Below are 24,720 nucleotides of genomic sequence, written 5' to 3'. Positions count from 1 at the left end.
CGATTAAAGCACAACAAACGAGAGTGAACATGAGCAAAGATATTTTACATCGCTACTTATTTGATAATGCCGATGTGCGTGGTGAGATGGTACAACTTGAAAAAAGCTATCAAGAGATTCTATCTGCCCATGAATACCCATTCGCATTGCAGCAACTATTGGGTCAATTAATGGCGGCAACGTCATTATTAACAGCCACAATCAAGTTTAGTGGTGACATTAGTGTGCAGCTTCAAGGTGACGGTCCTGTTTCGTTAGCCGTTATCAATGGCACTAATTTACAAGCGCTTCGTGGTGTTGCACGCTGGAAAGGTGAGTTAGCTGACGATGCATCCCTAACTGATCTAATGGGTAAAGGCGTAATGGTTATCACGCTGACGCCTGACGAAGGTGAGCGTTATCAAGGTATCGTTTCACTTGAAAACGAAAGCTTAGCAGCTTGCCTAGAAGAATATTTCAGCCAGTCAGAGCAATTACCTACTCGCATCACCTTATTTGCTGATGGCAAACAAGCTGCTGGTATGTTGCTACAAGTATTGCCGACTCAAACCGATGAAAACGAAGACTTCAACCATTTAATGGCCCTTACTGAAACCATCAAACAAGAAGAGCTTTTCACTTTAGATGCTGAAGAGATTTTACATCGTTTATATCATCAAGAAGAGGTTCGCCTTTTCGATCCGGTTGATGTCACATTCAAGTGCACCTGCTCAAAAGAACGAAGTGCTAAGGCGCTAGCGACATTAGCACAAAATGAAGTAGAAACCATTTTGGCTGAAGAAGGTAAAATTGAAATGGGCTGTGAATATTGCCCAGCAGTTTACACTTTTGACAGTATCGATATTGCTGCAATTTTTGCAGGTAATTTTGAATCTACCACACAGCAATAACTGATCACCACAACACCAAAACTTTCATAAAAAAGCGCATTTGGCGCTTTTTTTGTGTAAAAAATCTATCTTAAAACTAAAAAACCACCCCAAATTACAAAAAAGTTACCAAACTGTTGGTTACCTGTATTGTTTATTACGTTACAATGACATCGCTAAATTAGCTTCAGCCTAAGCAAGCGATAACGTAAGTCATCCTAAATATAAATCGGCAACATAGACCGATAAACGACCTATTTACGACGGAGAAGACCCGATGACAGATGGAACAAACAGCGTACACTTCAACCTGACAAGCGCTGAATTAATTGAACTTGCTTTACAACGTAACGAAGGACAATTAACAGCCAATGGCGCATTAGTCGCTAAAACCGGTGAACGTACTGGTCGCTCACCAAATGATCGCTTTATCGTTCAAGAAGCCAATACCCAAGATGATATTGATTGGGGTTCTGTTAACAAAGGTATAGCTGCAGATACTTTCGATGCCCTTTGGGGAAGAGTTGAAGCTTACCTTTCTGAAAAAGACATTTTTGTCTCAGAACTGGAAGTAGGTGCCGATGATGAGCATTATCTTCCTGTGCGTGTCACCACTGAATACGCTTGGCATCAAGTATTTGCACGTAACCTATTTATCACTCCAACACATTTCAACCGTGGTAATAAAGACGTATGGCAAATAATGAACGCCCCAGAGTTTGTCTGTGACCCCGCTCGTGACGGTACTCACTCTGATGCGGTTGTGATGATCAACTTCGCCGATAAAAAAGTATTGCTAGCAGGGCTTAAGTACGCTGGCGAAATGAAAAAGTCGATGTTCTCTGTCCAAAACTTCTTATTGCCAGCTAAAGGTGTACTGCCAATGCACTGTTCTGCCAATGTCGGCCATGATGGTGATACAACCTTATTCTTCGGCTTATCAGGCACAGGTAAAACAACCTTATCAGCCGATCCAAAACGTTTTTTAATTGGCGATGACGAACATGGCTGGGCTCCGGGTGGCGTTTTCAATATTGAGGGCGGCTGTTATGCCAAGTGCATCGACTTAAGCCAAAAAAATGAACCCGTTATTTGGGATGCGATTCGTTTTGGTACTGTACTTGAAAACGTCATGCTAGACGAAAATAGAGTGCCTGATTACACCAATACTGAACTAACCGAAAACAGTCGTGCAGCTTATCCACTTGAACATATTGCCCAACGTAAAGAAGAAAACCGCGGTGCAGAGCCTAATTCGGTCGTATTCCTAACATGCGATGTTTCAGGTGTCCTTCCGCCAGTTTCTGTGCTTACTAAAGAACAAGCAGCTTATCATTTCTTATCGGGTTATACCGCTAAGGTGGGGTCAACTGAAATGGGGTCAACATCTGCCATTCAATCGACATTCTCGACTTGTTTTGGAGCACCATTCTTCCCTCGTCCAGCAGGTGTTTATGCTGAACTATTGATGAAGCGAATCGAGTCTTTCGGTAGCCGAGTTTATCTGGTTAACACGGGCTGGACAGGTGGTCCACATGGCGTAGGTAAACGTTTTGATATTCCAACAACTCGTGCCATTGTCGACGCGATTGTCAGTGGTGAGCTTAAAGATGTGGAAACACAGCATATCGATAAGCTGAACTTAGCGGTACCCGTCGCTGTTTCTGGTGTTGATACTCAACTATTGAATCCAATTAACACTTGGGCAGATAAAGCTGAGTACAACAAATATGCGCAGCAATTGGCAGAAGAGTTTACTGCTAACTTTGCCAAATATCAGGTATCTGATGCAATTAAAGCAGCAGGGCCCAATAGTTAGGTATTGCTAACTTTCATATTGTTTTATCTGCACTAAGCCTCAAATGACATTGAGGCTTTTTTATTTGTTACATTTTAAACAACAAACAAAGCAACAACCTGCCCTTAACCTCTTGTCTCAATGTTGAAATAATTTATGATAAAACAACACACTTGCTCATTTTGTAGGGATATCTATGCGCCGCGTTTTACTTGCCAGCTGCATCATAAACTCACTGATTTCTTTTTCTAGCGTGGCGACACAGATCACTCCTCCTTCAGCAGGCTCTTTGCAGCTTAGTTCGGAATTTGCCAAACCGGTTTTTATTAACGATGTTATCTTGCCTCCCATTAAGCCTTGGAGTGGTTCAAGTGAAACGTTACTGCGATCTGCTGATCAATCTTGGTCAACGCCATTTGAACAAAACGGATTAACCACCAGCCCAAACTATGATGAAACTCATCAATGGATAACTAACCTTGTCGATAATAGTGAATTACTAACACAAGTTTCGATTGGGAAAAGTCCACAAGGGCGAGATATTTGGATGGTGGTTGCCTCAGAAACGGGGGCAACAACCGCCGCAGAATTATCACAAAGTAATAAGCCTACTGTGCTCGTACAAGCTGGGATACATTCTGGAGAAATCGACGGTAAAGATGCTGGGATGATGTTACTTAGAGACATCACTCAAGGTAATAAGGAACAATTACTGGATAAAGTTAACCTTCTGTTCGTGCCTATTCTGAGTGTCGATGCCCATGAACGCAGCAGTGAGTTCAATCGTGTTAATCAACGCGGGCCTGTTGATATGGGCTGGCGTACTAATGCACGCAACCTTAATCTTAATCGTGACTACGCAAAGTTAGACACCCTAGAACTACAGCATATGATACGAGCCATTAATATTTGGCAACCTGATTTATATATCGATGTGCATGTCACCGATGGCATAGATTATCAATACGATGTCACCTTTGGATATAACGTTAAAGAAGGCTACAGCCCAGCAAGTTTTGAATGGCTTGAAACCTATTACCGTCCTGAAATTGAATCGGCATTATCAGCTCAAGGGCACATTCCTGGTAAGCTAATATTTGCAATTGATAATACAGATTTATCAAAAGGCCTTTCTTATTGGAACCCAAGCCCACGGTTTTCTAATGGTTACGGTGATGCCCGACATTTACCCACTATTTTAATTGAGAACCATAGTTTAAAACCCTTTAAACAGCGTGTTTTAGGCACTTATGTCATGTTAGAGCAAACCTTGAAAACGGTAGCTAAGCATGGAACTAAACTCAAAGCCGCTATATATGAAGATAAATATCAGCATCCACAACGTATCCCCTTAACATGGGAAACCGTTGAGCAGCCTGGTTGGGACTTTAAAGGAATAGGGTACTCTTTAGAACAAAGTGAGATTAGCGGTAATGAGGTTGTTCGTTGGGACGGTCAACCAAAGTTATACCCAAATTTAACTGTCATGGGGAATACGCAGCCAGCTATTAATACCCTACGCCCCAAATATTATTACGTCCCAGCGCAGTGGCAACAAGTCATAGAAAGGCTATCAATCCACGGGGTGAGAATGACCACACTGACCAAGGCGAAAACAGTAAAAGTCGCGCAATATCAATTTTCCAATCCCGTGTTTAATACAAAAGACTACGAGGGTCGCCAACGTGTAAATGCCACCAGCAATAAAGTTAAGTTTGAAACTACACTCCCTGTCGGCACGGTTGAGATTTCGACCAATCAACCACTGGGCGATTTAGCAATATTATTGCTTGAGCCACAATCAGCAGATTCATTTTTCCAGTGGGGATTTTTCAATAGTATCTTTACTCGAACAGAATACATTGAAGATTATGCGGTAGAGCCAATGGCAGCCACTATGCTAGCAGAGAATGAAGCTTTAGCGAGTGAGTTTGCCCTTGCATTAAAAGATGAAGACTTTGCCAACGATCCTAAAGCCAGATTACGCTGGTTTTACGAAAGAAGTCCTTACTACGACAATCAATATATGAAGTACCCAGTATTACGTTCAAATTAGTCATGGTAGGCTAAAATAGCGATACATTGCGTGCAAAAGGTAATTGTCCCAGCGCTTTGTATCGCTTTATTTCGGTTGATAGCTTGTGATTAATGCCAGCTTTTTTGTTCGAGACAGTTTTTTTACCGCAAGTTCACGTTTAGTGGCAGCACTGCGGTTGGCCACGGGTTCTTGATACACTAAATTAAGTGGCCCCTTACCACGTAAAAATTTAGCACCTTTTACCCCCTTTTCATGCTCGCTAAAGCGGCGAGCAACATCTGTGGTAATCCCTGTATATAACTGCCCATCTCGACATTGAATCATATAAAGATACCAATTCGCTCCTTTCGCTTGCGACTTATCTACAGGCTTAGTTGACTGTGAGGTTGACCCAATTGAGTCATCAGCTTGATTACTGCTCATCGATATAAAAAACCTTCGTTCGGATCATAGTTATCTGTGGCTATCATGGCATAATGCGGTATCAAAAATAAATCTTATGTTCTAAGCCTACCTTAGACAAACCACAACATGATGAACGTCATGTGAGGAGCAACGATGTCAACAAAATCTGATGCCTGTGCACAACCAGGCTTAATGGCACCCCAAGATGCAATTAACGCACTTTTAGCACAAGTCAGTGTCATTGAAGATAGCGAGATGGTGGGCTTAAATGATGCTGTTGGGCGGATTTTGTCTGAAGATTTAGCATCATGTATTGATTTACCACCTTTTGACAATTCTTCTATGGATGGTTATGCCTTCCGTTTTGACGATTTAACAGGCGAGACAGCAACAACACTGACACAGGTCGGTACTTCTTTTGCGGGTCACCCATACACAGCGCCTATTAAACCCAACACTTGCATTCGAATCATGACTGGCGCCCCTGTGCCTGCTGGATATGACACAGTACAGATGCAAGAAAAGACTCAAGCGGATGGTGAAAGCATCACTATCGAACACCCTAGCGCCAAAGGCAATAGTATTCGCTATCGTGGTGAAGAGTTACTGGCAGGAACCAATGTATTAAAAAGCGGTACTCAAATTCGTGCAGCCGAAATGGGCGTACTGGCTACAATCGGAATTAGCCAAGTGCGAGTAAAGCGTCGCTTAACGGTTGCCTTCTTTTCAACAGGCGATGAACTCCGTCCTGTTGGTAGCGAGTTAGCACCAGGACAAATTTATGACTCTAACCGTTATTCAATTCAAGGTTTGCTAACTCAAGCAAATGTTGAATGGATAGACTTAGGTGTTATTGAGGATGATAAAGAAGCCATTCGTGGCGCTTTTAAAGAAGCGGCAGACAGAGCAGATATGGTCCTTACCTCTGGCGGCGTGTCAGTTGGCGATGCTGATTACACTAAGCAAATTTTATCAGAAGAAGGTGAAATTACCTTTTGGCGTTTAGCCATCAAACCAGGTAAACCTTTTGCATTTGGTAAACTTGGCAACGCCGTATTCTGTGGTTTACCGGGTAACCCTGTTTCTTCAATGGTAACTTTTTATAAGCTCGTTTGGCCAATCATCAATAAAATGCAAGGGTTAACCCCTAAGCCAGCCTTAGTGGTCAATGCAACCCTATCAACGCCTATCCGTAAACAACCTGGCCGAGCCGAATATCAACGTGGTATTTTAAGCCGCAATGAGAACGGTGAACTTATTGTTGCTTCTACAGGTGGTCAAGGCTCAGGTATGTTAACCTCAATGAGTTTGGCAAATTGCTTTATTAACTTAGATCAAGACCAAGGGGATATTGCCGCTGGTGCAACCGTTCATGTCGAACCATTTACCAGTGTGCTGTGCTAAGGAAATATCATGACTCAGATACCTCAAGATAATGAAGTCGATATTTTAACTGACAATGAAATGCTGCGTTATAGCCGTCAGATATCCATTAAAGCAATGGATATTGAAGGCCAAGAAAAGCTTAAACAAGCAAAAGTGTTAGTCATTGGAGCCGGTGGTCTTGGGTGCACGGTGACACAATACCTTGCTGTCGCGGGTGTAGGTGAAATGACCATTGTTGATTTTGACACTGTAGAGTTATCCAATCTACAGCGCCAAGTCTTACATCAAGATGCCAATATTGGCCAAGCAAAAGTCGACTCTGCCAAGCAAACACTTGCACAATTAAACCCACTCATCGCTATCAATACCATCAATCAATTTTTGGATGAGGATAGTATTGATGCGTTGGTTGCTGAACATGGGTTAGTACTCGATTGCACCGACAATGTTCAAGTCAGAGAGCAACTAAATCAAAGCTGCTTTAAACATAAAGTCAGCTTTATCTCAGCTGCTGCGATCAGAATGGAAGGCACTGTCACTGTTTTTGATTATCAAGCCAGCTCTCCTTGCTATCACTGTTACAGCAGTTTGTTTGGAGAACAGCAGTTGACCTGCGTCGAGTCTGGTATTCTAGCGCCAGTTGTTGGTCTCGTCGGCTGCATACAAGCAACTGAAGCTATCAAAGCCATTAGCCAGTTTGGCCAAGGCTTAAATGGACGCATTTTAATGATTGATGCAATGACAATGGAGTTTCGAGAGATGAAGCTACCAAAGCAAACTAATTGCTCTGTTTGTGGTGGAGAAAAGTAACAAAAACGGCAATTTGTGGTTATCTTGTCTATAGTTAAATAATGAAAAATAGCAGCGTAATCAGGATGCTAAAATGTTCATTGTTTTAAAGATAACCACTGTATTATCTTGCTTCAAAAAACACTGTGAGTTAATAAGCCCGCTTAGCTTGGCAATTTACAGTGTCATTTTAGGTAGCTTAACAGCCTGTTCAGGCGATGACATAACGCCGCTACATTCAACTAATCCTGCTTCGAATTATTGTTTAGATAACGATGGGACACTTGAAACCATTAAACACATCAATGGCGATATCTTGTTATGCACTTTACCTGATGGAGAAGTCATCGAAACTTGGGAATTATTTAGACGGGATCACCAAAAAACCTAATCGATTTATAAGTGGTTAAACTTAATTTATGCCACTTTCAGCAAGTTTTACATCCTCAACACCTTGCAAATCTGCCGTTTCAGCACTAAGTAGTGCTTTAGCTGCTTGTTCCTCTACTGCCCTATCCGCTTTTGAAATATATTTAGGTTTATTACTCGCGCCAGCCTTTTTCGCGTTGGCTTTTTTAGCTTTACCTTTTAGGGTTTGATTAATTTTTTTACGTCGGTTCATCTTAGTATTACCCTAAAGTACATATAAAAAAGCGGTTTCATTACAGCTCTGTCTGTCGAGGGGGGGATTTTACAATCTATACACCAAAATACCAATTCAAAATCGCTTCAACCATCGACGCAATTAAGAATTGGCCTTTCTGTTACAGCTACTCACTTATCAAAAGTGCTTGTTGCCCATACGCGCAGTTATCGCTAAATGCCTATTCTTGTATTACAACCCAAATGGCATGGAGTAAACCAGGAATGAAAAATAACAGACACAAGATAACGTTAATAAGTAAGTCTTTCCCCACACCTTTTTTCAAAAAAACCGCAACCGGTGGCAATAAAATAGCAATGATAATGAGTAATAGTTTATTTGTATCCATAAGTGTTTAATCCTTTATTTGTAAGTGAATCAATTTAATTACAGCTCAACTGCAACAATTTGTTAAACAGTTCAAATATCATTATGATGATTAAGAAATAAAATTTATCCTTGATTTTTAATCATTTAAGCTAATTACTATGTAGAAGGTGCGATGATAGAAAACAGTAGCCTTATTCTCGTTCAAGTTATTTGCCTATTAAGCTTCGCAGCGACAATAGCTTGGACAGTTATGGTCACCCCAATGCGAGTTGCGCCTAGCGCAAGTTGGCGATTCGCATTAGCTAATTTTTCTATCTTGATAGGTATGTTGCTGTATACCCAGCGCACATTTGAACCCAGTTACCTGCATTGGCTCATTGCAGATAATATTATTCTAGTCGGTTTTTGCTTATTGCGCTGGGGAGCCCAGCGTTTATATCATCTCAATTCCAGTTATCAGTTTGATATTGGCGTATTACTGGTCACCTGTGGCTTCATGCTCATGGTACAACCCCAAGCAGAAAATGCGTCCTATCTCATGATCATCTTATCCTTGGCCGCCTCGGTGTTGTTTTTCATGTTAGCCAAAGATCATTACACCGCTTTCAAAGCTAACTTTACCGCTTTTGCCACTTACTGGCTGGTTGTCCCTATTTTCTTGATTGGTTTGTTGTTCTTTATCCGCTCGGTAATTTTAATTATCTATCCAGAAAAAGTAGCCACCTATGCAGCTTTTAACACTGAACAATCCATCCCTGTTCTTTGGACTTACATCGTCCTTATTTTAGTCGTCAACATTCTCATTATTGGCAACACTATTAATCGCCTAGTCGTTAAAATAATGACGCTTGCTAACAAAGATCCTTTAACAGCTCTTTGGAATCGAAATGCATTACAGAAAAAGTTAACCGCTGAACATGAGCGCTGGCTGCGAGATAAAGTGATGTATAGCGTCGTGTTAATCGACATAGACCACTTCAAACAAATTAATGACACTCACGGGCATACCGCAGGGGATGAAGTATTAAAGCTGACCGCTAAACGGCTTAGTAAAGTGACTAGAAAAATAGACTTTTTGTGCCGTTTTGGCGGAGAAGAGTTTGTACTAATTTTACCTAACACCACAGAGCAACAAGTTCTTTGTGTTGCAGATAAGCTGCAACAGACGCTCGCAGAGATTGACTTTAAATGGCAAGGTACACCGATTCAAATACAAGCGAGTATTGGCTGTGTCACCATCACGGAATCACTAGCAGTAGATTCGCTATTACAGTTGGCAGATAAAGCGATGTATGAAGCAAAAGCCAGTGGCCGTAACTGTATCAAAAGTGCTAATTAGCCATACTGTCTAGGATATCAAGCTTAATTTTCCAACTCATGCCTAATTCGCTGACGGTTTAGTTTTGGCTTTCGGCCAATCTAGTGCTGCCGGAGTCTTCCAATCACCTTGTAATTGCTTAATGACCTTTTCATTTGAAAAGATCTCACCAGAGATTGGCAGTTGGTTTATGTGATAATGCTGCCCTTTGTAATAAAAATCTAACGCCATTGCATGCAAATAACAACGATCGCTTTGTTCGGCGCCATAAAGCGTGTCTCCAATTATCGGAACGCCAATACTGGCCAAGGCAACTCGTAACTGATGGGTTTTACCACTTAACGGTTTTAATAGGTACAGTCGCAAACCGTGTTCTAGCGAGTAAGAGAAAAACTGAGTGATAGCAGGATTCTCTTTGCTGCGAAGCAATTTATACATACTACGCCGAGATTTACTCATGTCACCGATAACCCAACCTTGCTTTTTTTTCGGTTTACCCTGAGCAATGGCGACATAGTATTTTTGAATACGATGCTCAGTAAACAACGCGGTAAACTCCGCTGCAGCTTGGGCAGATTTGGCTAAAATAAGCAGCCCCGAGGTTGGTGTATCTAAACGATGAACACTAAATAGCTTAATACCTAAATCAGCCTCAACTTGAGCAACCACTCCTGCACTGCCATCTTGGCTGTGGAAATGCACATTAGGCGATTTATTGATCACAATAAAGTCAGGGTGTTGTTCAACGATTTGATACATAGACTGATTTCTGTTGGGGAAAATGAGTAAGGTTTATCTGTTTTACCAGCTGGCTTAAAACTGAATGTCGACAATCAAACCCGGATGATTATCTTTAAGTTCAATAGTAGCATGATGACGGGATAAAATCGCTTTCACCATTGATAAACCAAGCCCTGTCCCCTTGTGGTGACGACTTGGATCAAGCCTCACAAGACGCTCAAATACTCGCTCTTTGTCTTCGTCGCTGATCCCGGGGCCGTTATCAATAATCTGCACAGTGCGCCCAGTTTGAACAATTTTAATCTCGGCATCTTCAGGCGCATATTTAATAGCGTTATCAACTAAGTTAAACAGCGCTTGGAATAACAAATATTTATCGCCTGAAATGGTCACATCATTAGCCACACTTAGTGACAAGGTTTGCTGCTTCGACTCCGCAACCACCTCTGCCATTTCAAACAAGTCTTCACATAATAACTGCAAACTCACAGGCTGTTTATCTAACGTCTGCTGGCCTTCTTCAATGCGTGTTAATGACAGCATCGCATCAAAAGTCGCTAAACAATGATCCAGCTCTTCAAGTAGCATAGCCGTGAGTTCTGGAACCTGTTCAGCTGGTTTACTTGGTAACTGCTCAATACCGATGCGCAAATGTGATAAAGGTGTTCGTAAGTCATGGGCAATATTATCGGTCACGCCTCGCACTGACATTAAATTATGCTCAAGCGTATCTAACACTCGGTTAAATTGTCCGGCTAACATGTCAAATTCATCTTGATTATGACTAACGGGCAAACGGGTGTCGTACTCACCTTGTTCAATTTTCTCACTGAGTAAATTGTACTGTACCAATCGTCTTAAAATGGCTTTGGAAAACACAAAACCAACCGCAAGAGTGATGCCCAAAGTAAACGCAACCGCCCAAAAAGCAGCATTGATAAACTTCTCAATTAAGGCTGACAAATTATCGGTTCGAGTTGCAATCAGCACAGGCCCGTAATGGGTCATGACGATTCCGCCAGTGAGGATATGTAGCTTATCTGGGCCACCCGTCAAAATCGGAAAGTCACGGGTTTTAGGCAATAGCGGCATGTTGTCTGGCACAAAACTTAATGCACCAACCATATCAACACTGTTACGCCATGCTATGAGCGCAGTTTTGGGATCCGCTGCGCGTATTTGGGCTGCAAAGCTGCGACGGTCAACCGTTAAGGCTAACTGCTGATAACGTTGCATTTCTGTGGCAAGGTGCTGCTCGACTTGGTTTTCCTGTTCAATCACCAATTGCCGATAGAGCCCAAACACCAGTAACACAATGAGTAAGGTTACCAGTGTTGAGAAAATCAGCGTAATTCGCCAAGCACTACTTTGGTAGGGTTTAATTCCCTTTGCAAAGGCGATATCCAGCCCCTCGAACCGTTTCAATGATTTCAGGGTGGCCTAACTCTTCAAACTTACGACGTAATTTAGCAATGTGCACATCGATGACATTGGTGCGAGGATCAAAGTGATAATCCCATACTGCTTCAAATAACAATGTGCGACTGATAACTTGATTAGGGTGTTCCATCAGATACTTAAGCAACTGAAACTCTTTAGGTTGTAACAATAACTCGTGTTCATCAAGTGTCACTTTACGAGTCAACAACTCCATTTTTAAGTTGCCCACTTCCAAGTCTGTATTGGTTGCAGACGGAGCGTTACGCTGAATAAGCTTCTCTGCACGCACTTGTAACTCAGCAAAAGCAAATGGCTTGGTCATATAGTCATCACCACCAGCACGTAAACCTTTTACACGCTCATCCACATGGCTTAGTGCCGAAAGGATTAATACTGGAGTCTGGTTACCGTTATTACGTAATGCCGTAAGTAATGTAAGTCCATCAAGCTGAGGTAACATGCGATCTAAAATGATAATGTCATATTGATTATGTTTAGCTTGGTGCAAGCCATCATGGCCATTTGTCGCGGTATCGACTTGATATTGTTGAGCGGTAAAACCTTCAGCAACATATTGTAGCGTGGTTGCGTCATCTTCAACGATTAATACTCGCATAGTGCTATTCCTTCGTTTTACAGCATGAAATTCATTGTGAGTTTAGTCCCACTGCAATAATGGCAATGGGCGTAATTCTTCAATATCAAACGCTATCGTATGCTTACTAGAGACGTTCAGCAGTTTCAGCTCAAGATAGCTGATGGCAAGGTCGTGATCTAACTCAGCTTCAATTAAATACCCAGACTGATTTTCTTTTGCCAACTTAACTAATTCGGTAAAAGTCATGCCTTTTGAAATTAATACCTTGGCAGCCTTCACCTGATCTAAATCATCGGACTCAAGCGTCGTTAATTTCTTTTTCATCAAGGCGCCATCAACAGCAAAAAAAGACAGCTCAGTGATTTCACTGTCTTCAAGGTTGAGTACATCCACTTCATAGATTAACTGACCATTTTCCACATCCATATCAAATGAAGAAACAATACCGCGATAATCTAGTTCAATTTGTTCAATCACAGTTATCGGTTGCACGTATCCACCTTCAGACAACAAAGTATGCATACTCGGGGTTGCCATCACCATTGACGGGAACACAACTAGCAACGACAAAACGATACGGAACATGAAAGCCTCAATAAAGAGAATTGGAATAGTGATACTTTACCTAAGCCCGACAAAAGACCCAAGCTTTGTAAGATTAATAATTGATCATGATTCTAGTATATGAACTTGTTCAGATTTAAGCGCGATAGTCGTCTCTAATCCCGGTTTCAAGTTCAATTTAGTGGCCAAGTGAGAAGGAACATCCATATTAAAGGTCTCTTTCACATCCCGCATAGAGGCCTTAACACGCACAGATTCTCCCATGACCAAAATCGAATCGATGACGATATCCAGTTTATTGATGCTACGGCATAATCGCCCACTGGAAATGGCATTAAAGCGAATACCTTGGTTTGGAATGACCCAACGTACCTGTTGGCCTATCGCCAACTCTGGCGCACTATCACTGGCGATGATCTGTTCGCCCATTTTCAACCAAGTGATATTGGCTTCCTCATCTCGCCCACTGACTTCGGCGTGAAATATATTACGCAGCCCCATTTGCCTTGCGACGGTTTCATTACGGGGATGGGACAATACTTCAAACGGCTCACCTTGCTGAAGCATATTTCCCTGACTGATAAGAATCATTTTATCGGCCAGCAACAAGGCTTCATTCATATCATGGGTCACCATGATAACGGGTATAGATAATTGCGATTTGAGCCGTGCAAGCTCGATATATAATCGCTCACGGGTTTCCCTATCTACGGCAGAGAAGGGTTCATCAAGTAATAACACCGAAGGCTCACGGGCTAATGCCCTCGCTAAAGCCACACGTTGACGCTGACCACCAGATAATTGCGCAGGCAACCTAGCAGGCAGTCCATGTAAGTTAACGCGTTCAAGCCAGTCTAAGGCCCTCGCTTTACGTTCGCTCTTAGGGATATGGTCTAAGCCAGAAATGACATTCTCAAGGGCTGTTAAATGTGGGAACAAGCCAAAATGCTGCGGTACATAGCCGATATGACGCTGTTGAGGCGATAAATGCAACTTAGGCTCACTCGCATACCAGTCTTGTCCGCCACATTGAATGGTGCCCTTTTCAGGTGAACTCAGACCTGCAATCATCCGCAATAAGGTGGTTTTACCTCCACCAGACGGCCCGACTACAGCCAGCACTTCGCCAGCCTTACAATCGAACTTGGCCGATAAAGGAATAGGAAGTTGCTGCGAAATATCGCAATGTAAATCAGCGTTGCGGGTTGGCATGCTGCCCCCCAATACGCTTTGATAAACTGGTAGTGATTGCCAGTACACTAATGGCAAAGACAAGCAGCACTAACGACATCGTACCCGCCGCTTCAAAGTCAAAGGCTTGCACACTGTCATAAATGGCAATTGAAATGGTTTTCGTTTCACCTGCGATATTGCCGCCTAACATCAATACCACACCAAACTCACCTAATACGTGGGAAAAACATAATACCACCGCAGTCAAAATCCCGGGCCAGATCATCGGTAATTCGATTTTGAGAAATATGCGCCACCAGCTCATACCACAGCATGCTGCGGCATCTGGAATATCATGGGGGATAGTTTCAAAAGCACGTTGAATTGGCTGAACAGCGAAGGGAATATTGACCAAGATAGACGCAATAACCAATCCGGAAAAGTTAAACACTAATTGTGCACCAGTAAATTGCTCAACCCATTGCCCAATAAAGCTTTGGCTGCCTAAGCCAACCAATAAGTAATAACCAATAACGGTCGGCGGCAACACAAGTGGCACCATAATCAAGGCTTCAACCCAAGACTTGCCTTTAAACTGGCGGTAAGCCAAAAAACGGCCAACAAATACCGCCATTGGGACTAAAATTAATACGGTTACACTGCTTAACTTGGCCGATAGCCACAATGACTGCCAATCCATAAATTACTCTTCCGCCACTTGCTGTCTTGGTTGTGGTGCACGAAGTTTAGGTTGATGCAAATGATGCTTGTCTGTCAGTGAGTCTGGAAAACCAAAACCGTAATTTTCTAATACGTCATGAGCCGCACTCGACTTCATGTATTCATAAAACGCTTTGGTGGTATCACCAGCTTTAGGGGTCATCACCATGCGTTGATTAATCGGTTGATATAAAGACTGCGGGATTTCAACATAGCGTCCCATTTTGCTGAACTGCGGCGCAGAAGCTAATGATAACGCCACAATACCACCTTGAGCAGAACCGCTTAGGGCAAATTGAGCCGCCTGAGAGACATTTTCACCCATAATGATGGTTGACTGCAGTGCTTCCCAAAGGCCTTTGTCTGTTAATAGCGCTTGAGCACGTTCGCCGTAGGGAGCGTGAGCCGGGTTAGCAATCACAAAACGTTTAATTTCGCCTTGCTCAATTGCCGCTTCAAGACCTGCAAGTTGCGGATCAAGGTTTAAAGAAGAGTTATTAGGCGCAACAAGGGCAAGTTTACCAATGGCATAAATATCACCATCAGAGTCAGTTTTACCGACTTTATGTAACTGCTGTACATAAAACTCATCAGCGCTAAGCAGCATTTCAAAAGGCGCACCATGTTGAATCTGCGCCACAAAATTACCAGAAGAACCGTAAGACACTCTAAGCTTCAGGCCCGTTTCAGCGGTAAAGTTCGCCACAATTTCATCTAAGGCAAACTTGACATTCGATGCTGCAGCAATCGCAGGGGGTTTGGCTGCTTGTGCCGAGAATGACACTAAGGTCATCAAACCAATAACCCCACTCAACACTAAAGTTTGAATACCCTGCGACAAACGGCAACTCACGGTCATAAACTTAGTGTCCTTATTTACTTAACATCATTCCACATTGATGCAGCTTGTTCGTCAGAGTCGCGTGCTTCAACCCAGTTATTGCCTTCTTCACCGGCTTCTAATTTCCAAAATGGCGCTTTGGTTTTTAAGAAATCGATTAAGAATTCACACGCTGCAAATGCCGCTTTACGATGCATACTGGTGACACCGATAAACACGATTTGCTCTCCTAGTTCCATACGACCTACACGGTGAATAATCGTGACATAGTTTAGCGGCCAGCGCTCATAAGCTTGCTCCGCTAATTGGACTAATACCGTTTCTGTCATACCAGGATAATGCTCAAGGGTCAGATCCGTTACCGCACTGCCATCATTAAAATCACGCACTTTACCGGCAAAGGTCACCACAGCGCCGTCACTGTTGTCAGCCGCAATAGCAGCATATTCATCGGCGACATTAAAATCGGCCGTCTGAACACGGACGACTTGTTTTGGGTTTGTTTCTTTACTGGCCGTCATATTAACCGCCTGTCACTGGAGGGAAAAAAGCAACTTCATCACCATCAGCAACCGCAGCATCCCATGCGCTCATGGTTTGATTCACGGCAACAAGTAGTTTGTCTGAAGACAAGACTTTTGCCCATTTCTCATCCGTCGATGCCAATGCTTGGCGTAACTGCTCGGTGTTTGTGATCCCTTCAGCTGAGATTTCTGTTTTGGCTGTACCCAGTAACTCTCTAACTTGTGCAAAAAATAAAACCTGAATCATGACAATATCTCTTTAAATATTTTGGATGCCAGCGAAAAATTAATCTTCAGCTTGGAAGTGACCTGATTTACCACCACGCTTTTCGAGTAAACGTACTTGGGAAATAATCATGTCTTTTTGAACCGCTTTACACATGTCGTAAATCGTTAACGCCGCCGTTGATGCAGCCGTTAATGCTTCCATCTCAACACCGGTTTTACCAGAAAGTTTACATAAACTGGTAATACGAACGCGATTGTGTTCCGGTTGAGCTTCTAAGTCCACTTCAACTTTCGTCAGCATAAGTGGATGACATAGCGGGATTAAATCTGAGGTTTTTTTAGCAGCTTGAATACCTGCAATACGGGCTGTCGCAAACACATCACCTTTGTGATGGCTGCCACTCATGATCATTTCTAACGTACTTGGCGCCATTTCAATGAATGCTTCAGCACGCGCTTCACGTTCAGTAATGTTTTTCTCTGTCACATCGACCATGTGCGCGTTGCCATCGGCATTGATATGGGTAAAACAATTGCTCATGCTAACTTGCCTTATAAAATCTAGATGTCAGTTAGGGATTGAACTTTGCAACCAAGATTAGCCACCAATTGATGCTAAATGTTTGGTTACACCTGTTATCCCTTGATGTAAATAATGGGTTTCTTCTTTTTGCGCTAACTGACTGTGTAAACGCTCAATTAACTCTGCTCGTTGAGATTCGTGTTGCAATAAATCTCGTAAGTCCAAACCATTTTCGGTAAATAGACACAAGTGCAATTTACCTTTGGCTGAGACTCGCAGGCGATTACAGCTAGCGCAAAAGTTTTTGGCGTACGGCATAATCAATCCGATACGGCCTTGATAATCTGGGTGACTAAAGTTTTGTGCAGGACCATCATCTACGCTAGGTAAGTCATATAACCAGCCTTCTGACTCAAGTTTTAACTTGATATCAAGGCCAGCTAAATGGTGTGCGTTAAAATAATCATGACCCAAGCCCGTTTCCATGAGTTCAATAAAGCGCAAATCAATCGGTGTGCTTTTGATCCAATGTAAAAAACGTGGCAAATCTTTGTCATTTAAGCCTTTTAACAATACGGCGTTAATTTTAATTCGCTCAAAGCCAGCATCCAATGCAGCATCGATTCCGCGCATGACCTCATCAAATTTGTTTTCACCAGTAATTTGGTAAAACATCTTAGGATCAAGACTATCAACTGAAACATTAATGCGTCGCAAGCCTGCGTCGTACCATTCTTTAGCATGTTTTTCGAGACGATAACCGTTGGTTGTCATTGCGACAGTATTAATGTTGTCATTGTCGGCAACAATACGAACGATATCGGTAAAATCTTTTCTTAGTGTCGGCTCACCACCGGTAATGCGGATTTTTTGCGTACCTACCTCGCCAAACGCTGCCACTAAATTTTCTATTTCATTTAGCGCAAGGAACTTAGGCTTGCCATCAGGCTTGTAGCCATCAGGGAGGCAATAGGTACATTTGAAATTACAAACGTCAGTGACTGACATCCGCAGATAGTGAAATCTTCGACCAAAGCTGTCTTGTAGTTGGGACATGTTAACCTTTCCAAGTGTGGGAGGTAAGCGCATTTCTTTACTCACCCCGGTGGCATTATTACCACGGCTAAATACCCGTATCTGTGGACGTAGGATATAGAGCTCGGAGAACCGTCAACCTTGATTATAGGCCTAAAATCACTCGGATCAGTACCTTTTTATGACAATTTGTCCCAGTTTGAGCAAAATCTGTAAAGATTTGCGAGCTAGCTCACGAGCTCAAAATCGCAGTTGCTACTGTGACCTAAGTCATTTTTGAGGTAAGGTGAGTAAAACAAAAAAACAACAAACCCGCCATAAACCGGGAAACGAAGATCAAAGGTGAGATGATGGAACGCGAATCTATGGAATTCGATGTAGTAATAGTCGGTGCAGGACCTGCCGGACTCGCTACTGCATGTCGATTAATGCAAATATCACAAGATGCAGATAAAGAAATGACCGTCTGTGTGGTTGAAAAAGGCTCTGAGGTTGGAGCGCACATCTTATCAGGTGCGGTTTTCGAACCTAAAGTATTGGATGAATTGTTCACAGATTGGCGAGAATCCGATATCCCTTTGACTACCAAAGTGACTCACGACGAGATTTATTTACTTAGCTCAGAGTCAAACTCCAAGTTAATGTCGAACAGCTTAGTGCCTAAAACCATGCATAATGAAGGCAACTATATTATCAGCGTCGGGAACTTAACCCGCTGGTTAGCTGAAAAAGCTGAAGGCTTAGGCGTTGAAATTTTCCCAGGATTTGCTGCAAGTGAAGTGCTGTTTAATCAAGATAACAGCGTAAAAGGCATTTTAATTGGCGATATGGGCGTCGGCGCTAACGGCGAAGAAAAAGACAGCTATATGCCAGGTATGGAATTACATGCCAAATACACCGTCTTTTCTGAAGGTTGTCGAGGCCACCTAGGTAAAGAGCTAATCGCAAAATATCACCTTGATAACGGAAAGACCCCACAGCATTATGGTTTAGGTTTTAAAGAGATCTGGAAAATTCCTGCCGAGCAACATCAAGAAGGTAAAGTTGTCCATACTGGTGGCTGGCCATTAAACCAAGGTACTTCAGGTGGCGGATTCCTATACCACATGGAAGACAACCAAGTTGCGGTAGGGTTAATCATCGACTTAAACTACAAGAACCCTCACGTCAGTCCATTTGACGAGTTCCAACGTTATAAGCAGCACCCTGTGATCAGCCAAACACTGACAGGTGGTGAACGCTTAACCTACGGCGCGCGCGCAATCGCAAAAGGCGGCTTAAACTCACTACCAAAAATGAGCTTCCCTGGTGGTCTTCTGATTGGCTGTGATGCTGGCACCTTGAACTTTGCCAAAATTAAAGGCACTCACACTGCAATGAAGAGCGGTATTGTGGCAGCCGAAACCTTAGGTGAAGCCTTAATGGCTGGTGTTGAAGCGGGTAAGGATCTTGATTGTTTCCAAACTCGTATCGAACAAAGCTGGTTACACGAAGAGTTATTCCAATCACGTAACTTTGGCCCTGCTCTGCATAAGTTTGGCACTTATTTGGGTGGCGCATTTAACTTTATCGATCAAAACTGGTTTGGCGGCAAGTTCCCAATCACCTTGCGAGATGAAACCCCAGATCATGCAGAAATGGGCTTAGCGAAAGACTTTACTCCTATAGAGTATCCAAAACCGGATGGTAAATTAAGCTTTGATAAACTGTCTTCTGTTTATCTTTCAAATACCTATCATGAGGAAGAGCAGAAGTGTCATTTGCAACTTAAAGATGCCTCAATTCCTATCGCGGTAAACTTAATAAAATACAACGAACCAGCGCAACGATATTGCCCTGCTGGCGTGTATGAAGTCGTCGCTGAAGGTCCTGAAAACAAGTTTGTGATTAATGCGCAAAACTGTATCCACTGTAAAACCTGTGACATTAAAGACCCAAGCCAAAATATCACTTGGGTCACCCCAGAAGGCGGCGGTGGTCCAAACTATCCAAATATGTAGTTGATATCCTTACTATCACTTAAGCAAAATTGTCACTTCAACAAAACGCACTATTAATTGGTGCGTTTTTTTATTGTATAAATAACCTATTACCGCAAAATTAGCTCAAGACCACATAAAACCTATTTAATTATTCCGCAAATTGCCGATATTAAACATATCGAACTAATTAGGTTGTCCGAATGAATCAGCTAAAACATCTATCCATTAAACAAAAAATCTTATTCTCGATGATCTTTGGCGTGGTGTTTTCAACCATGCTAGTGGGAGTATTGAGCCAGCGTAGCGCGAAAGTCGTTGTTGAGCAGCGTATGATTGATTCAGAACTGCCGAGCTTATTGATGCAAATACGTCATAAATTAGAGCTTGATATTAACAACTTGCTCAATGCCGCAGAACAACTGGCAAAAAGCCGAATGCTACTGGATTGGGTAGAGCAAGGTCGTCCCAATGATAGAGAAGACGATGTGATTGCCCAGTTAGGTGATATACAAGCACAGTATCAGTTAGTACAAGCCTCCTACGCGGACCGTGAAACAGCAGCTTATTACACTCAAGATGGTTTTCTTCGCGTTCTTAATCCGCAGCAAGATAGTTGGTTTTTCGACTATCTCAATAGCGGACAGGAGCGAATGCTGAATGTCTTTACTGAAACAACTGGCGAAGTAAAACTGTTTATCAACTATCAGCAACCTAATGGCCGAGGGTTAGTCGGTTTAGCTAAATCTCTTGATGATATGGTGCAACAACTTGCTTCATTCAAGATTGAAGATAGTGGCTTTGTTTATCTTGTTGACGCATCAGGTAGCGTGAAACTTCACCCAGATCCGAACCAGATAGGTAAAGCCAATTTAAGTGGGTTTTATTCTGGCACCAATAGCCAATCTTTATTAGCTAAAAATGACTTTAACTTAATGCGCATTGAGGTTAATGGTGAAAGTAAAATGGTGGCAAGTAGTTATATTCCTGCTATGGACTGGTACTTAGTTGCGGAAGTGCCTGAGTCTGAGATTTTTGCCCTACTCGATAAAGCTGTGTACCAAATCATACTTGGCACCATCATTATCGCGGTGTTCTTTATTATCGTAGCAAGTGCTGTTGCTTCTTCAGTGAGCCGCCCTATTGCTAAGGTTGCCGAACTGTTTAAAGATATTGGCGAAGGTGAAGGTGATTTACGTCAACGTCTTCCAGTTGAAGGTCATGATGAACTGGCTCAGCTGGCAAAAGGATTTAATAGCTTTATCACGAAAATTCAAGAATCCGTCATTGAAGTGGCTAGAACCAGTGAACAACTGAGTTTATCCGCCAAAGATGTTTCAGCCCAAGCAAACCAAACTTTAGATGACAGCCAGCAGCAAAAAGATAGAACCATTATGGTTGTCACCGCCATTAATGAAATGGGAGCAACGGTCAATGAAATTGCCAGTAATGCAGCCCAAGCAGCGGTAACGGCTAAAGAAGCAGATACCGAATCCTCTGATGGACAGCAAGTGGTAATGAGTGCAAGGAGCACCATTAATCAACTTTCAAATGACGTAGAACAGGTCGGTGAAGTGATTGAGTCGTTGGCGACTCACACTAAGTCTATTGGCGGTATCTTAGATGTGATCCGCGCTATTTCAGAGCAAACCAACTTACTGGCACTCAACGCTGCTATTGAAGCTGCACGTGCTGGAGAAGCTGGTAGAGGGTTCGCAGTGGTTGCTGATGAAGTTAGAAGCCTTGCTTCACGTACAGCGGATTCAACTAACGAAGTGCAAACCATGATTGATAAATTACAATCTGAAGCCAGCCGTGCTGTTGTTGCAATGGAAACATCTCGTAATCGTTCTCAAGAAGGCGTTAACGCTGTGGATGAAGCGAGCCAATCACTTAGCGGTATTAGCCAGCAAATTGCGTCAATCAGTGATATGAACATTCAAGTGGCAGCGGCAACAGAAGAGCAATCTACCGTTGTCGAAGACATTAATCGTAATGTCACTGAAATCAACGATATTACTCAGCGCACAGCTGATACAGCCAAGGCCGCAGCCCAAGCCAGTGAATCACTGAATAGCTTAGCAAGTCGACTTGATGTGTTAGTAGCCCGATTTAAAATTGAATAAACGGATGCTTTAATCAGAGACTAAAAACGCACTATACAGTGCGTTTTTTATTGCGACTTAATTGATGAGCAAGTTAAGATTTACTCAACAGGCTCACCTTCTGGGCCATATAAACGATACTGCCAATTTTCAATGGTTTGAGTATCGATACGCTTTTGCATACTGGTAACCCAATTATTAGCCAGTCCTTCACACTGCATCAGCAGTTGATATTGCTCGGCATCGACTTCTGGTAAGAAATAGATTTTCATTGCTTGCGCAACACTGATATCAGATTTACGCTCAATGAGGACGATGCTATCGCTAGCGTTAATCTCACCCGCTTGTAATACCCGATAAAACCAACCACACATGCGACTCTCTTGCATGGCGAGAGCAAATTTAGGATGGCCGAATTGCTGATTTAGCTTAAAGCAAGGTGAGCGTGGCTGCGTCACTTGCAACAGTACTTCGCCAATTTGAATAATATCGCCAATATTCACCTGAGACTCATCGAGTCCCACGGTACTAATATTTTCACCCATCGCTGGCACGTCTTTATGATTGCTGATGAGATCCCAGCGACGATATTGCCCATAATGTTCTCGAGGGAAATGATGTAATACTCGCTCTTCGCCACCATGATGAATCGGATCCGCTTGAGCATCTCCCTCAACTTGGTGTTGATTAACCTTCAGCACTTGCATGGGCAATTTGTTGTTCATCCCACTGTCGATACTGCCTAAAGAATTAATTTTATCCCCACAAAATAATCCTGATATTTTGCTTGCTAACACATGGCCTGCCATGACTACTCTCTCATTGTAAAAGCGCTACTTTAATAAGATAAAACCACCTGATTTCGACCTTGTGCTTTCGCTTGGTAAAGGGCGATATCAGCGCGATTTACTAACTCTTCTGGTTTTTCTGTCTTGCGATGTTCAGCCACCCCACAACTTAAGGTGACACTGATTTTACTCCCATTAACCTTAATGGTTTTCGCTGCGACTGACTCCCGCATTTTTTCAGCCAACTCATTAGCTTGACTGATATTGGTATTAGCCAATAAAACTAAAAACTCTTCGCCGCCCCAGCGACATAACAAGTCGGCATCTGTTAAATGGGATTTAAGCACATTCGCTGCAGATTGAATGACAAGATCGCCAATGTTATGACCATATTGATCATTCACTTGTTTAAAGTGGTCAATATCGAGGATCAGCACTGACATAACTGTGCCATCTACCACTGAGCGAGATAGCGCCTGAGCAAAGTAATCTTCAAAGACTTGTCGATTGGCTGCACCAGTTAACTTGTCTGTGGATGCCATTAACTCTAACTTTCGCTGATATTTACCTATCGTCATATTGGCAATAAACAATATCCCTAAGGTCACAACCAAACTCAAACCAATATTAATCCAAAACGTCGTTAGTAGTTTTTTCTCTGCTTGCACTTCGTCTTGTTCTACCATCAAGTACCATTTGAACTCTTCAACTAAGCGGCTGTTTAAGTAAATCGTTCTGTTATCTCTATGGTAAGAAAATGATGCACTAGGACTGGTGAGAATTCGAGTCGCCAGCTTTTCTAGCCCTGCACTACTCTGTAATGTGGTAGCACCTTCAAATCCACTGCTGTGCAGCTTAATATTGCCCTGCCTATCGGAAAAATATACTCGGCGGTTATAACGTGTTTGATACAGATCTATCAGTTTTTTAACTCGCTCAACGGCAAGTCCGACTCCAGTAACACCGATAAAGTTACCCTCAAAATCATAAACTTTGTAGTTTACATAAATCACGGTACGATTTTTATCAGCAGTATCGGTATCAATATTAACTTCGTAGTCTTCATCTTGCGGCAAAGAGCGCACTCGAAAATACCATGCATCGTCATTAGAGACGTCTTCTATTTTTCTCAGAACCCCTGAAGAATGATAATAATTTCGGCTCGCTTCTGATACAAAAAAACTGGTCACTGTATCGTATTTGTTTTGAATTTCTCTCAGGTAGCGCACTAGCTTTTCAGGTTGCTGCTCATCATTAATCGTCCAATCACGGACAAAGGTGTCTTGAGCCATCAAAGATGAAATAAAGATAGGGCGTAATAAATCTTGCTGAATTTCGGAATAGATATTGTCACTGGTCAGTGGCAATGTGTTGTCTTCAATCTGTTCGCTTAACGAGTCATGTGCAACTTGATAGCTAATGCTGCTTGTTACTATAAATGCAGCCAAAAGTAGAATGGATAATATCCAGATAAAACGTTTTTTATCGTTCCAAACTTTATTTCCCATAATGCCCCTAATAACTTCATCGCGCATAAATTCAAGCGAACCCCAGAGAACGGGTTTCTGTGAACATGTTAACTCAATGTAAATACTAACTGAAAAGCCTAAGTGACGCACCGATTTTCCAATTAGCTTTACAATTTGCCAACCGCACTCAATTCGTCAGCGACAAAAATGAATAAAAAAAGCCCTGCAAATGGGGGAATGCAGGGCCGTAAGATCAAACAGAATAAATAGGGTTGTAATTAACTTCCAGGAAGTAGGAAGAGTACAGCTAAAACGCAATCTCCGATGAAAAAGACTAAGCTTTCAACAAATTACGGCGAAAGTATAATCTTGTAATATGACAGATTAGCGACACAAAAATGACGAAACGATGAAGC

At 42.4% G+C, this 24,720-nt stretch carries 25 protein-coding genes and 1 riboswitch; of the genes, 9 read left to right on the top strand and 16 right to left on the bottom strand.

Features of this window, described 5'->3' with window-relative positions; genetic code table 11:
- The first annotated feature begins 29 nt into the window (after positions 1–29).
- The 3 genes from hslO (at position 30) to AN944_RS08600 (ending at position 4,723) form a co-directional block, all read left to right on the top strand.
- A complete protein-coding gene (gene hslO, locus AN944_RS08610; RefSeq protein WP_055024195.1) occupies positions 30–890 on the top strand; it encodes an Hsp33 family molecular chaperone HslO in 861 nt (286 codons plus the stop codon).
- Between the two features lie 256 nt (positions 891–1,146).
- Positions 1,147–2,688 (top strand): phosphoenolpyruvate carboxykinase, encoded by a 1,542-nt coding sequence (locus AN944_RS08605; RefSeq protein WP_055024194.1) that lies wholly within the window; start codon positions 1,147–1,149, stop codon positions 2,686–2,688.
- 175 nt (positions 2,689–2,863) lie between these two features.
- A complete protein-coding gene (locus AN944_RS08600) occupies positions 2,864–4,723 on the top strand; it encodes a M14 family metallopeptidase (RefSeq protein ID WP_055024193.1) in 1,860 nt (619 codons plus the stop codon).
- Between the two features lie 66 nt (positions 4,724–4,789).
- Here the strand turns inward: AN944_RS08600 and AN944_RS08595 are convergent, their stop codons facing one another.
- Positions 4,790–5,128: a GIY-YIG nuclease family protein gene (locus tag AN944_RS08595; protein WP_080917187.1), complete on the bottom strand. Its 339-nt coding sequence runs from the start codon at positions 5,126–5,128 to the stop codon at positions 4,790–4,792.
- Positions 5,129–5,263: 135 nt separating this feature from the next.
- Here AN944_RS08595 and glp point away from each other — a divergent pair, with 135 nt between their 5' ends.
- The 3 genes from glp (at position 5,264) to AN944_RS08580 (ending at position 7,676) form a co-directional block, all read left to right on the top strand.
- Positions 5,264–6,514 (top strand): gephyrin-like molybdotransferase Glp, encoded by a 1,251-nt coding sequence (glp, locus tag AN944_RS08590; protein WP_055024192.1) that lies wholly within the window; start codon positions 5,264–5,266, stop codon positions 6,512–6,514.
- Positions 6,515–6,523: 9 nt separating this feature from the next.
- Positions 6,524–7,306, top strand: a complete 783-nt coding sequence (moeB, locus tag AN944_RS08585; protein WP_055024191.1) for a molybdopterin-synthase adenylyltransferase MoeB — start codon at positions 6,524–6,526, stop codon at positions 7,304–7,306.
- Between the two features lie 73 nt (positions 7,307–7,379).
- Positions 7,380–7,676 (top strand): DUF333 domain-containing protein, encoded by a 297-nt coding sequence (locus tag AN944_RS08580; protein ID WP_055024190.1) that lies wholly within the window; start codon positions 7,380–7,382, stop codon positions 7,674–7,676.
- Positions 7,677–7,697: 21 nt separating this feature from the next.
- Here AN944_RS08580 and AN944_RS08575 read toward each other — a convergent pair whose 3' ends face one another.
- Both AN944_RS08575 and AN944_RS21380 read right to left on the bottom strand, forming a co-directional pair.
- A complete protein-coding gene (locus AN944_RS08575; RefSeq protein ID WP_055024189.1) occupies positions 7,698–7,907 on the bottom strand; it encodes a DUF2986 domain-containing protein in 210 nt (69 codons plus the stop codon).
- A gap of 202 nt (positions 7,908–8,109) precedes the next feature.
- Positions 8,110–8,277, bottom strand: coding sequence for a YqaE/Pmp3 family membrane protein (locus AN944_RS21380; protein ID WP_065110529.1), 168 nt, complete (start codon positions 8,275–8,277; stop codon positions 8,110–8,112).
- Between the two features lie 153 nt (positions 8,278–8,430).
- On the opposite strand from AN944_RS21380, the gene AN944_RS21965 reads away from it, so the two are divergent.
- Positions 8,431–9,597, top strand: coding sequence for a GGDEF domain-containing protein (locus AN944_RS21965; protein WP_055024188.1), 1,167 nt, complete (start codon positions 8,431–8,433; stop codon positions 9,595–9,597).
- A 42-nt stretch (positions 9,598–9,639) separates the two neighbouring features.
- On the opposite strand, the gene AN944_RS08565 is transcribed toward AN944_RS21965, so the two are convergent.
- The 11 genes from AN944_RS08565 to moaA all read right to left on the bottom strand — a co-directional run bounded on the left by AN944_RS08565 (position 9,640) and on the right by moaA (position 17,984).
- Positions 9,640–10,335, bottom strand: a complete 696-nt coding sequence (locus AN944_RS08565; protein ID WP_055024187.1) for a TIGR01621 family pseudouridine synthase — start codon at positions 10,333–10,335, stop codon at positions 9,640–9,642.
- A 54-nt stretch (positions 10,336–10,389) separates the two neighbouring features.
- Complete coding sequence (locus tag AN944_RS08560) at positions 10,390–11,664, bottom strand: HAMP domain-containing sensor histidine kinase (protein WP_225442287.1); 1,275 nt, start codon at positions 11,662–11,664, stop codon at positions 10,390–10,392.
- Between the two features lie 31 nt (positions 11,665–11,695).
- Positions 11,696–12,373: a response regulator transcription factor gene (locus tag AN944_RS08555; RefSeq protein ID WP_055024186.1), complete on the bottom strand. Its 678-nt coding sequence runs from the start codon at positions 12,371–12,373 to the stop codon at positions 11,696–11,698.
- Between the two features lie 42 nt (positions 12,374–12,415).
- Positions 12,416–12,940, bottom strand: a complete 525-nt coding sequence (locus tag AN944_RS08550) for a hypothetical protein (RefSeq protein ID WP_055024185.1) — start codon at positions 12,938–12,940, stop codon at positions 12,416–12,418.
- Positions 12,941–13,024: 84 nt separating this feature from the next.
- Positions 13,025–14,131, bottom strand: coding sequence for an ABC transporter ATP-binding protein (locus AN944_RS08545; protein ID WP_055024184.1), 1,107 nt, complete (start codon positions 14,129–14,131; stop codon positions 13,025–13,027).
- Positions 14,112–14,792 carry a molybdate ABC transporter permease subunit gene (gene modB, locus AN944_RS08540; protein ID WP_055024183.1) on the bottom strand — a complete coding sequence of 227 codons (681 nt, stop codon included), beginning with the start codon at positions 14,790–14,792 and terminating at the stop codon, positions 14,112–14,114. Before modB ends, AN944_RS08545 begins: the two co-directional genes overlap by 20 nt.
- A 3-nt stretch (positions 14,793–14,795) precedes the next feature.
- Positions 14,796–15,671: a molybdate ABC transporter substrate-binding protein gene (gene modA / locus AN944_RS08535; protein WP_055024182.1), complete on the bottom strand. Its 876-nt coding sequence runs from the start codon at positions 15,669–15,671 to the stop codon at positions 14,796–14,798.
- A gap of 17 nt (positions 15,672–15,688) precedes the next feature.
- Positions 15,689–16,174: a molybdopterin synthase catalytic subunit MoaE gene (gene moaE, locus AN944_RS08530; RefSeq protein WP_055024181.1), complete on the bottom strand. Its 486-nt coding sequence runs from the start codon at positions 16,172–16,174 to the stop codon at positions 15,689–15,691.
- Position 16,175: 1 nt separating this feature from the next.
- Positions 16,176–16,424: a molybdopterin synthase sulfur carrier subunit gene (gene moaD, locus AN944_RS08525; RefSeq protein ID WP_055024180.1), complete on the bottom strand. Its 249-nt coding sequence runs from the start codon at positions 16,422–16,424 to the stop codon at positions 16,176–16,178.
- A gap of 39 nt (positions 16,425–16,463) precedes the next feature.
- The gene (gene moaC, locus AN944_RS08520) at positions 16,464–16,946 is read right to left on the bottom strand and encodes a cyclic pyranopterin monophosphate synthase MoaC (RefSeq protein WP_055024179.1); all 483 of its coding nucleotides are present in this window, start codon (positions 16,944–16,946) and stop codon (positions 16,464–16,466) included.
- A 57-nt stretch (positions 16,947–17,003) separates the two neighbouring features.
- Entirely contained in the window at positions 17,004–17,984 is a 981-nt protein-coding gene (moaA, locus tag AN944_RS08515) for a GTP 3',8-cyclase MoaA (RefSeq protein WP_055024178.1), read from the bottom strand.
- Positions 17,972–18,105, bottom strand: a riboswitch (molybdenum cofactor riboswitch). (Overlaps the previous gene by 13 nt.)
- Before the next feature lie 208 nt (positions 18,106–18,313).
- On the opposite strand from moaA, the gene AN944_RS08510 reads away from it, so the two are divergent.
- Together AN944_RS08510 and AN944_RS08505 are read left to right on the top strand one after the other, a co-directional pair.
- Entirely contained in the window at positions 18,314–19,963 is a 1,650-nt protein-coding gene (locus AN944_RS08510) for an electron transfer flavoprotein-ubiquinone oxidoreductase (protein ID WP_055024177.1), read from the top strand.
- A 182-nt stretch (positions 19,964–20,145) separates the two neighbouring features.
- Positions 20,146–22,068 carry a methyl-accepting chemotaxis protein gene (locus AN944_RS08505; protein WP_055024176.1) on the top strand — a complete coding sequence of 641 codons (1,923 nt, stop codon included), beginning with the start codon at positions 20,146–20,148 and terminating at the stop codon, positions 22,066–22,068.
- A gap of 80 nt (positions 22,069–22,148) precedes the next feature.
- Here AN944_RS08505 and AN944_RS08500 read toward each other — a convergent pair whose 3' ends face one another.
- Positions 22,149–22,856 (bottom strand): MOSC domain-containing protein, encoded by a 708-nt coding sequence (locus AN944_RS08500; RefSeq protein ID WP_055024175.1) that lies wholly within the window; start codon positions 22,854–22,856, stop codon positions 22,149–22,151.
- Positions 22,857–22,885: 29 nt separating this feature from the next.
- The gene (locus AN944_RS08495) at positions 22,886–24,343 is read right to left on the bottom strand and encodes a sensor domain-containing diguanylate cyclase (RefSeq protein WP_055024222.1); all 1,458 of its coding nucleotides are present in this window, start codon (positions 24,341–24,343) and stop codon (positions 22,886–22,888) included.
- Positions 24,344–24,720 lie beyond the last annotated feature (377 nt).

Origin of the sequence: Shewanella sp. P1-14-1 (assembly GCF_001401775.1) — a bacterium.
Lineage (GTDB): Bacteria > Pseudomonadota > Gammaproteobacteria > Enterobacterales > Shewanellaceae > Shewanella > Shewanella japonica.
This window is presented reverse-complemented; position numbering and strand designations above follow the sequence as displayed.

Excerpts from the sequence above, each read along its gene's own strand:
- hslO (WP_055024195.1), top strand. The coding sequence starts at position 30 with ATGAGCAAAGATATTTTACATCGCTACTTATTTGATAATGCCGATGTG.
- AN944_RS08605 (WP_055024194.1), top strand. The coding sequence starts at position 1,147 with ATGACAGATGGAACAAACAGCGTACACTTCAACCTGACAAGCGCTGAA.
- AN944_RS08600 (WP_055024193.1), top strand. The coding sequence starts at position 2,864 with ATGCGCCGCGTTTTACTTGCCAGCTGCATCATAAACTCACTGATTTCT.
- AN944_RS08595 (WP_080917187.1), bottom strand. The coding sequence starts at position 5,128 with ATGAGCAGTAATCAAGCTGATGACTCAATTGGGTCAACCTCACAGTCA.
- glp (WP_055024192.1), top strand. The coding sequence starts at position 5,264 with ATGTCAACAAAATCTGATGCCTGTGCACAACCAGGCTTAATGGCACCC.
- moeB (WP_055024191.1), top strand. The coding sequence starts at position 6,524 with ATGACTCAGATACCTCAAGATAATGAAGTCGATATTTTAACTGACAAT.
- AN944_RS08580 (WP_055024190.1), top strand. The coding sequence starts at position 7,380 with ATGTTCATTGTTTTAAAGATAACCACTGTATTATCTTGCTTCAAAAAA.
- AN944_RS08575 (WP_055024189.1), bottom strand. The coding sequence starts at position 7,907 with ATGAACCGACGTAAAAAAATTAATCAAACCCTAAAAGGTAAAGCTAAA.
- AN944_RS21380 (WP_065110529.1), bottom strand. The coding sequence starts at position 8,277 with ATGGATACAAATAAACTATTACTCATTATCATTGCTATTTTATTGCCA.
- AN944_RS21965 (WP_055024188.1), top strand. The coding sequence starts at position 8,431 with ATGATAGAAAACAGTAGCCTTATTCTCGTTCAAGTTATTTGCCTATTA.
- AN944_RS08565 (WP_055024187.1), bottom strand. The coding sequence starts at position 10,335 with ATGTATCAAATCGTTGAACAACACCCTGACTTTATTGTGATCAATAAA.
- AN944_RS08555 (WP_055024186.1), bottom strand. The coding sequence starts at position 12,373 with ATGCGAGTATTAATCGTTGAAGATGACGCAACCACGCTACAATATGTT.
- AN944_RS08550 (WP_055024185.1), bottom strand. The coding sequence starts at position 12,940 with ATGTTCCGTATCGTTTTGTCGTTGCTAGTTGTGTTCCCGTCAATGGTG.
- AN944_RS08545 (WP_055024184.1), bottom strand. The coding sequence starts at position 14,131 with ATGCCAACCCGCAACGCTGATTTACATTGCGATATTTCGCAGCAACTT.
- modB (WP_055024183.1), bottom strand. The coding sequence starts at position 14,792 with ATGGATTGGCAGTCATTGTGGCTATCGGCCAAGTTAAGCAGTGTAACC.
- modA (WP_055024182.1), bottom strand. The coding sequence starts at position 15,671 with ATGACCGTGAGTTGCCGTTTGTCGCAGGGTATTCAAACTTTAGTGTTG.
- moaE (WP_055024181.1), bottom strand. The coding sequence starts at position 16,174 with ATGACGGCCAGTAAAGAAACAAACCCAAAACAAGTCGTCCGTGTTCAG.
- moaD (WP_055024180.1), bottom strand. The coding sequence starts at position 16,424 with ATGATTCAGGTTTTATTTTTTGCACAAGTTAGAGAGTTACTGGGTACA.
- moaC (WP_055024179.1), bottom strand. The coding sequence starts at position 16,946 with ATGAGCAATTGTTTTACCCATATCAATGCCGATGGCAACGCGCACATG.
- moaA (WP_055024178.1), bottom strand. The coding sequence starts at position 17,984 with ATGTCCCAACTACAAGACAGCTTTGGTCGAAGATTTCACTATCTGCGG.
- AN944_RS08510 (WP_055024177.1), top strand. The coding sequence starts at position 18,314 with ATGGAACGCGAATCTATGGAATTCGATGTAGTAATAGTCGGTGCAGGA.
- AN944_RS08505 (WP_055024176.1), top strand. The coding sequence starts at position 20,146 with ATGAATCAGCTAAAACATCTATCCATTAAACAAAAAATCTTATTCTCG.
- AN944_RS08500 (WP_055024175.1), bottom strand. The coding sequence starts at position 22,856 with ATGGCAGGCCATGTGTTAGCAAGCAAAATATCAGGATTATTTTGTGGG.
- AN944_RS08495 (WP_055024222.1), bottom strand. The coding sequence starts at position 24,343 with ATGGGAAATAAAGTTTGGAACGATAAAAAACGTTTTATCTGGATATTA.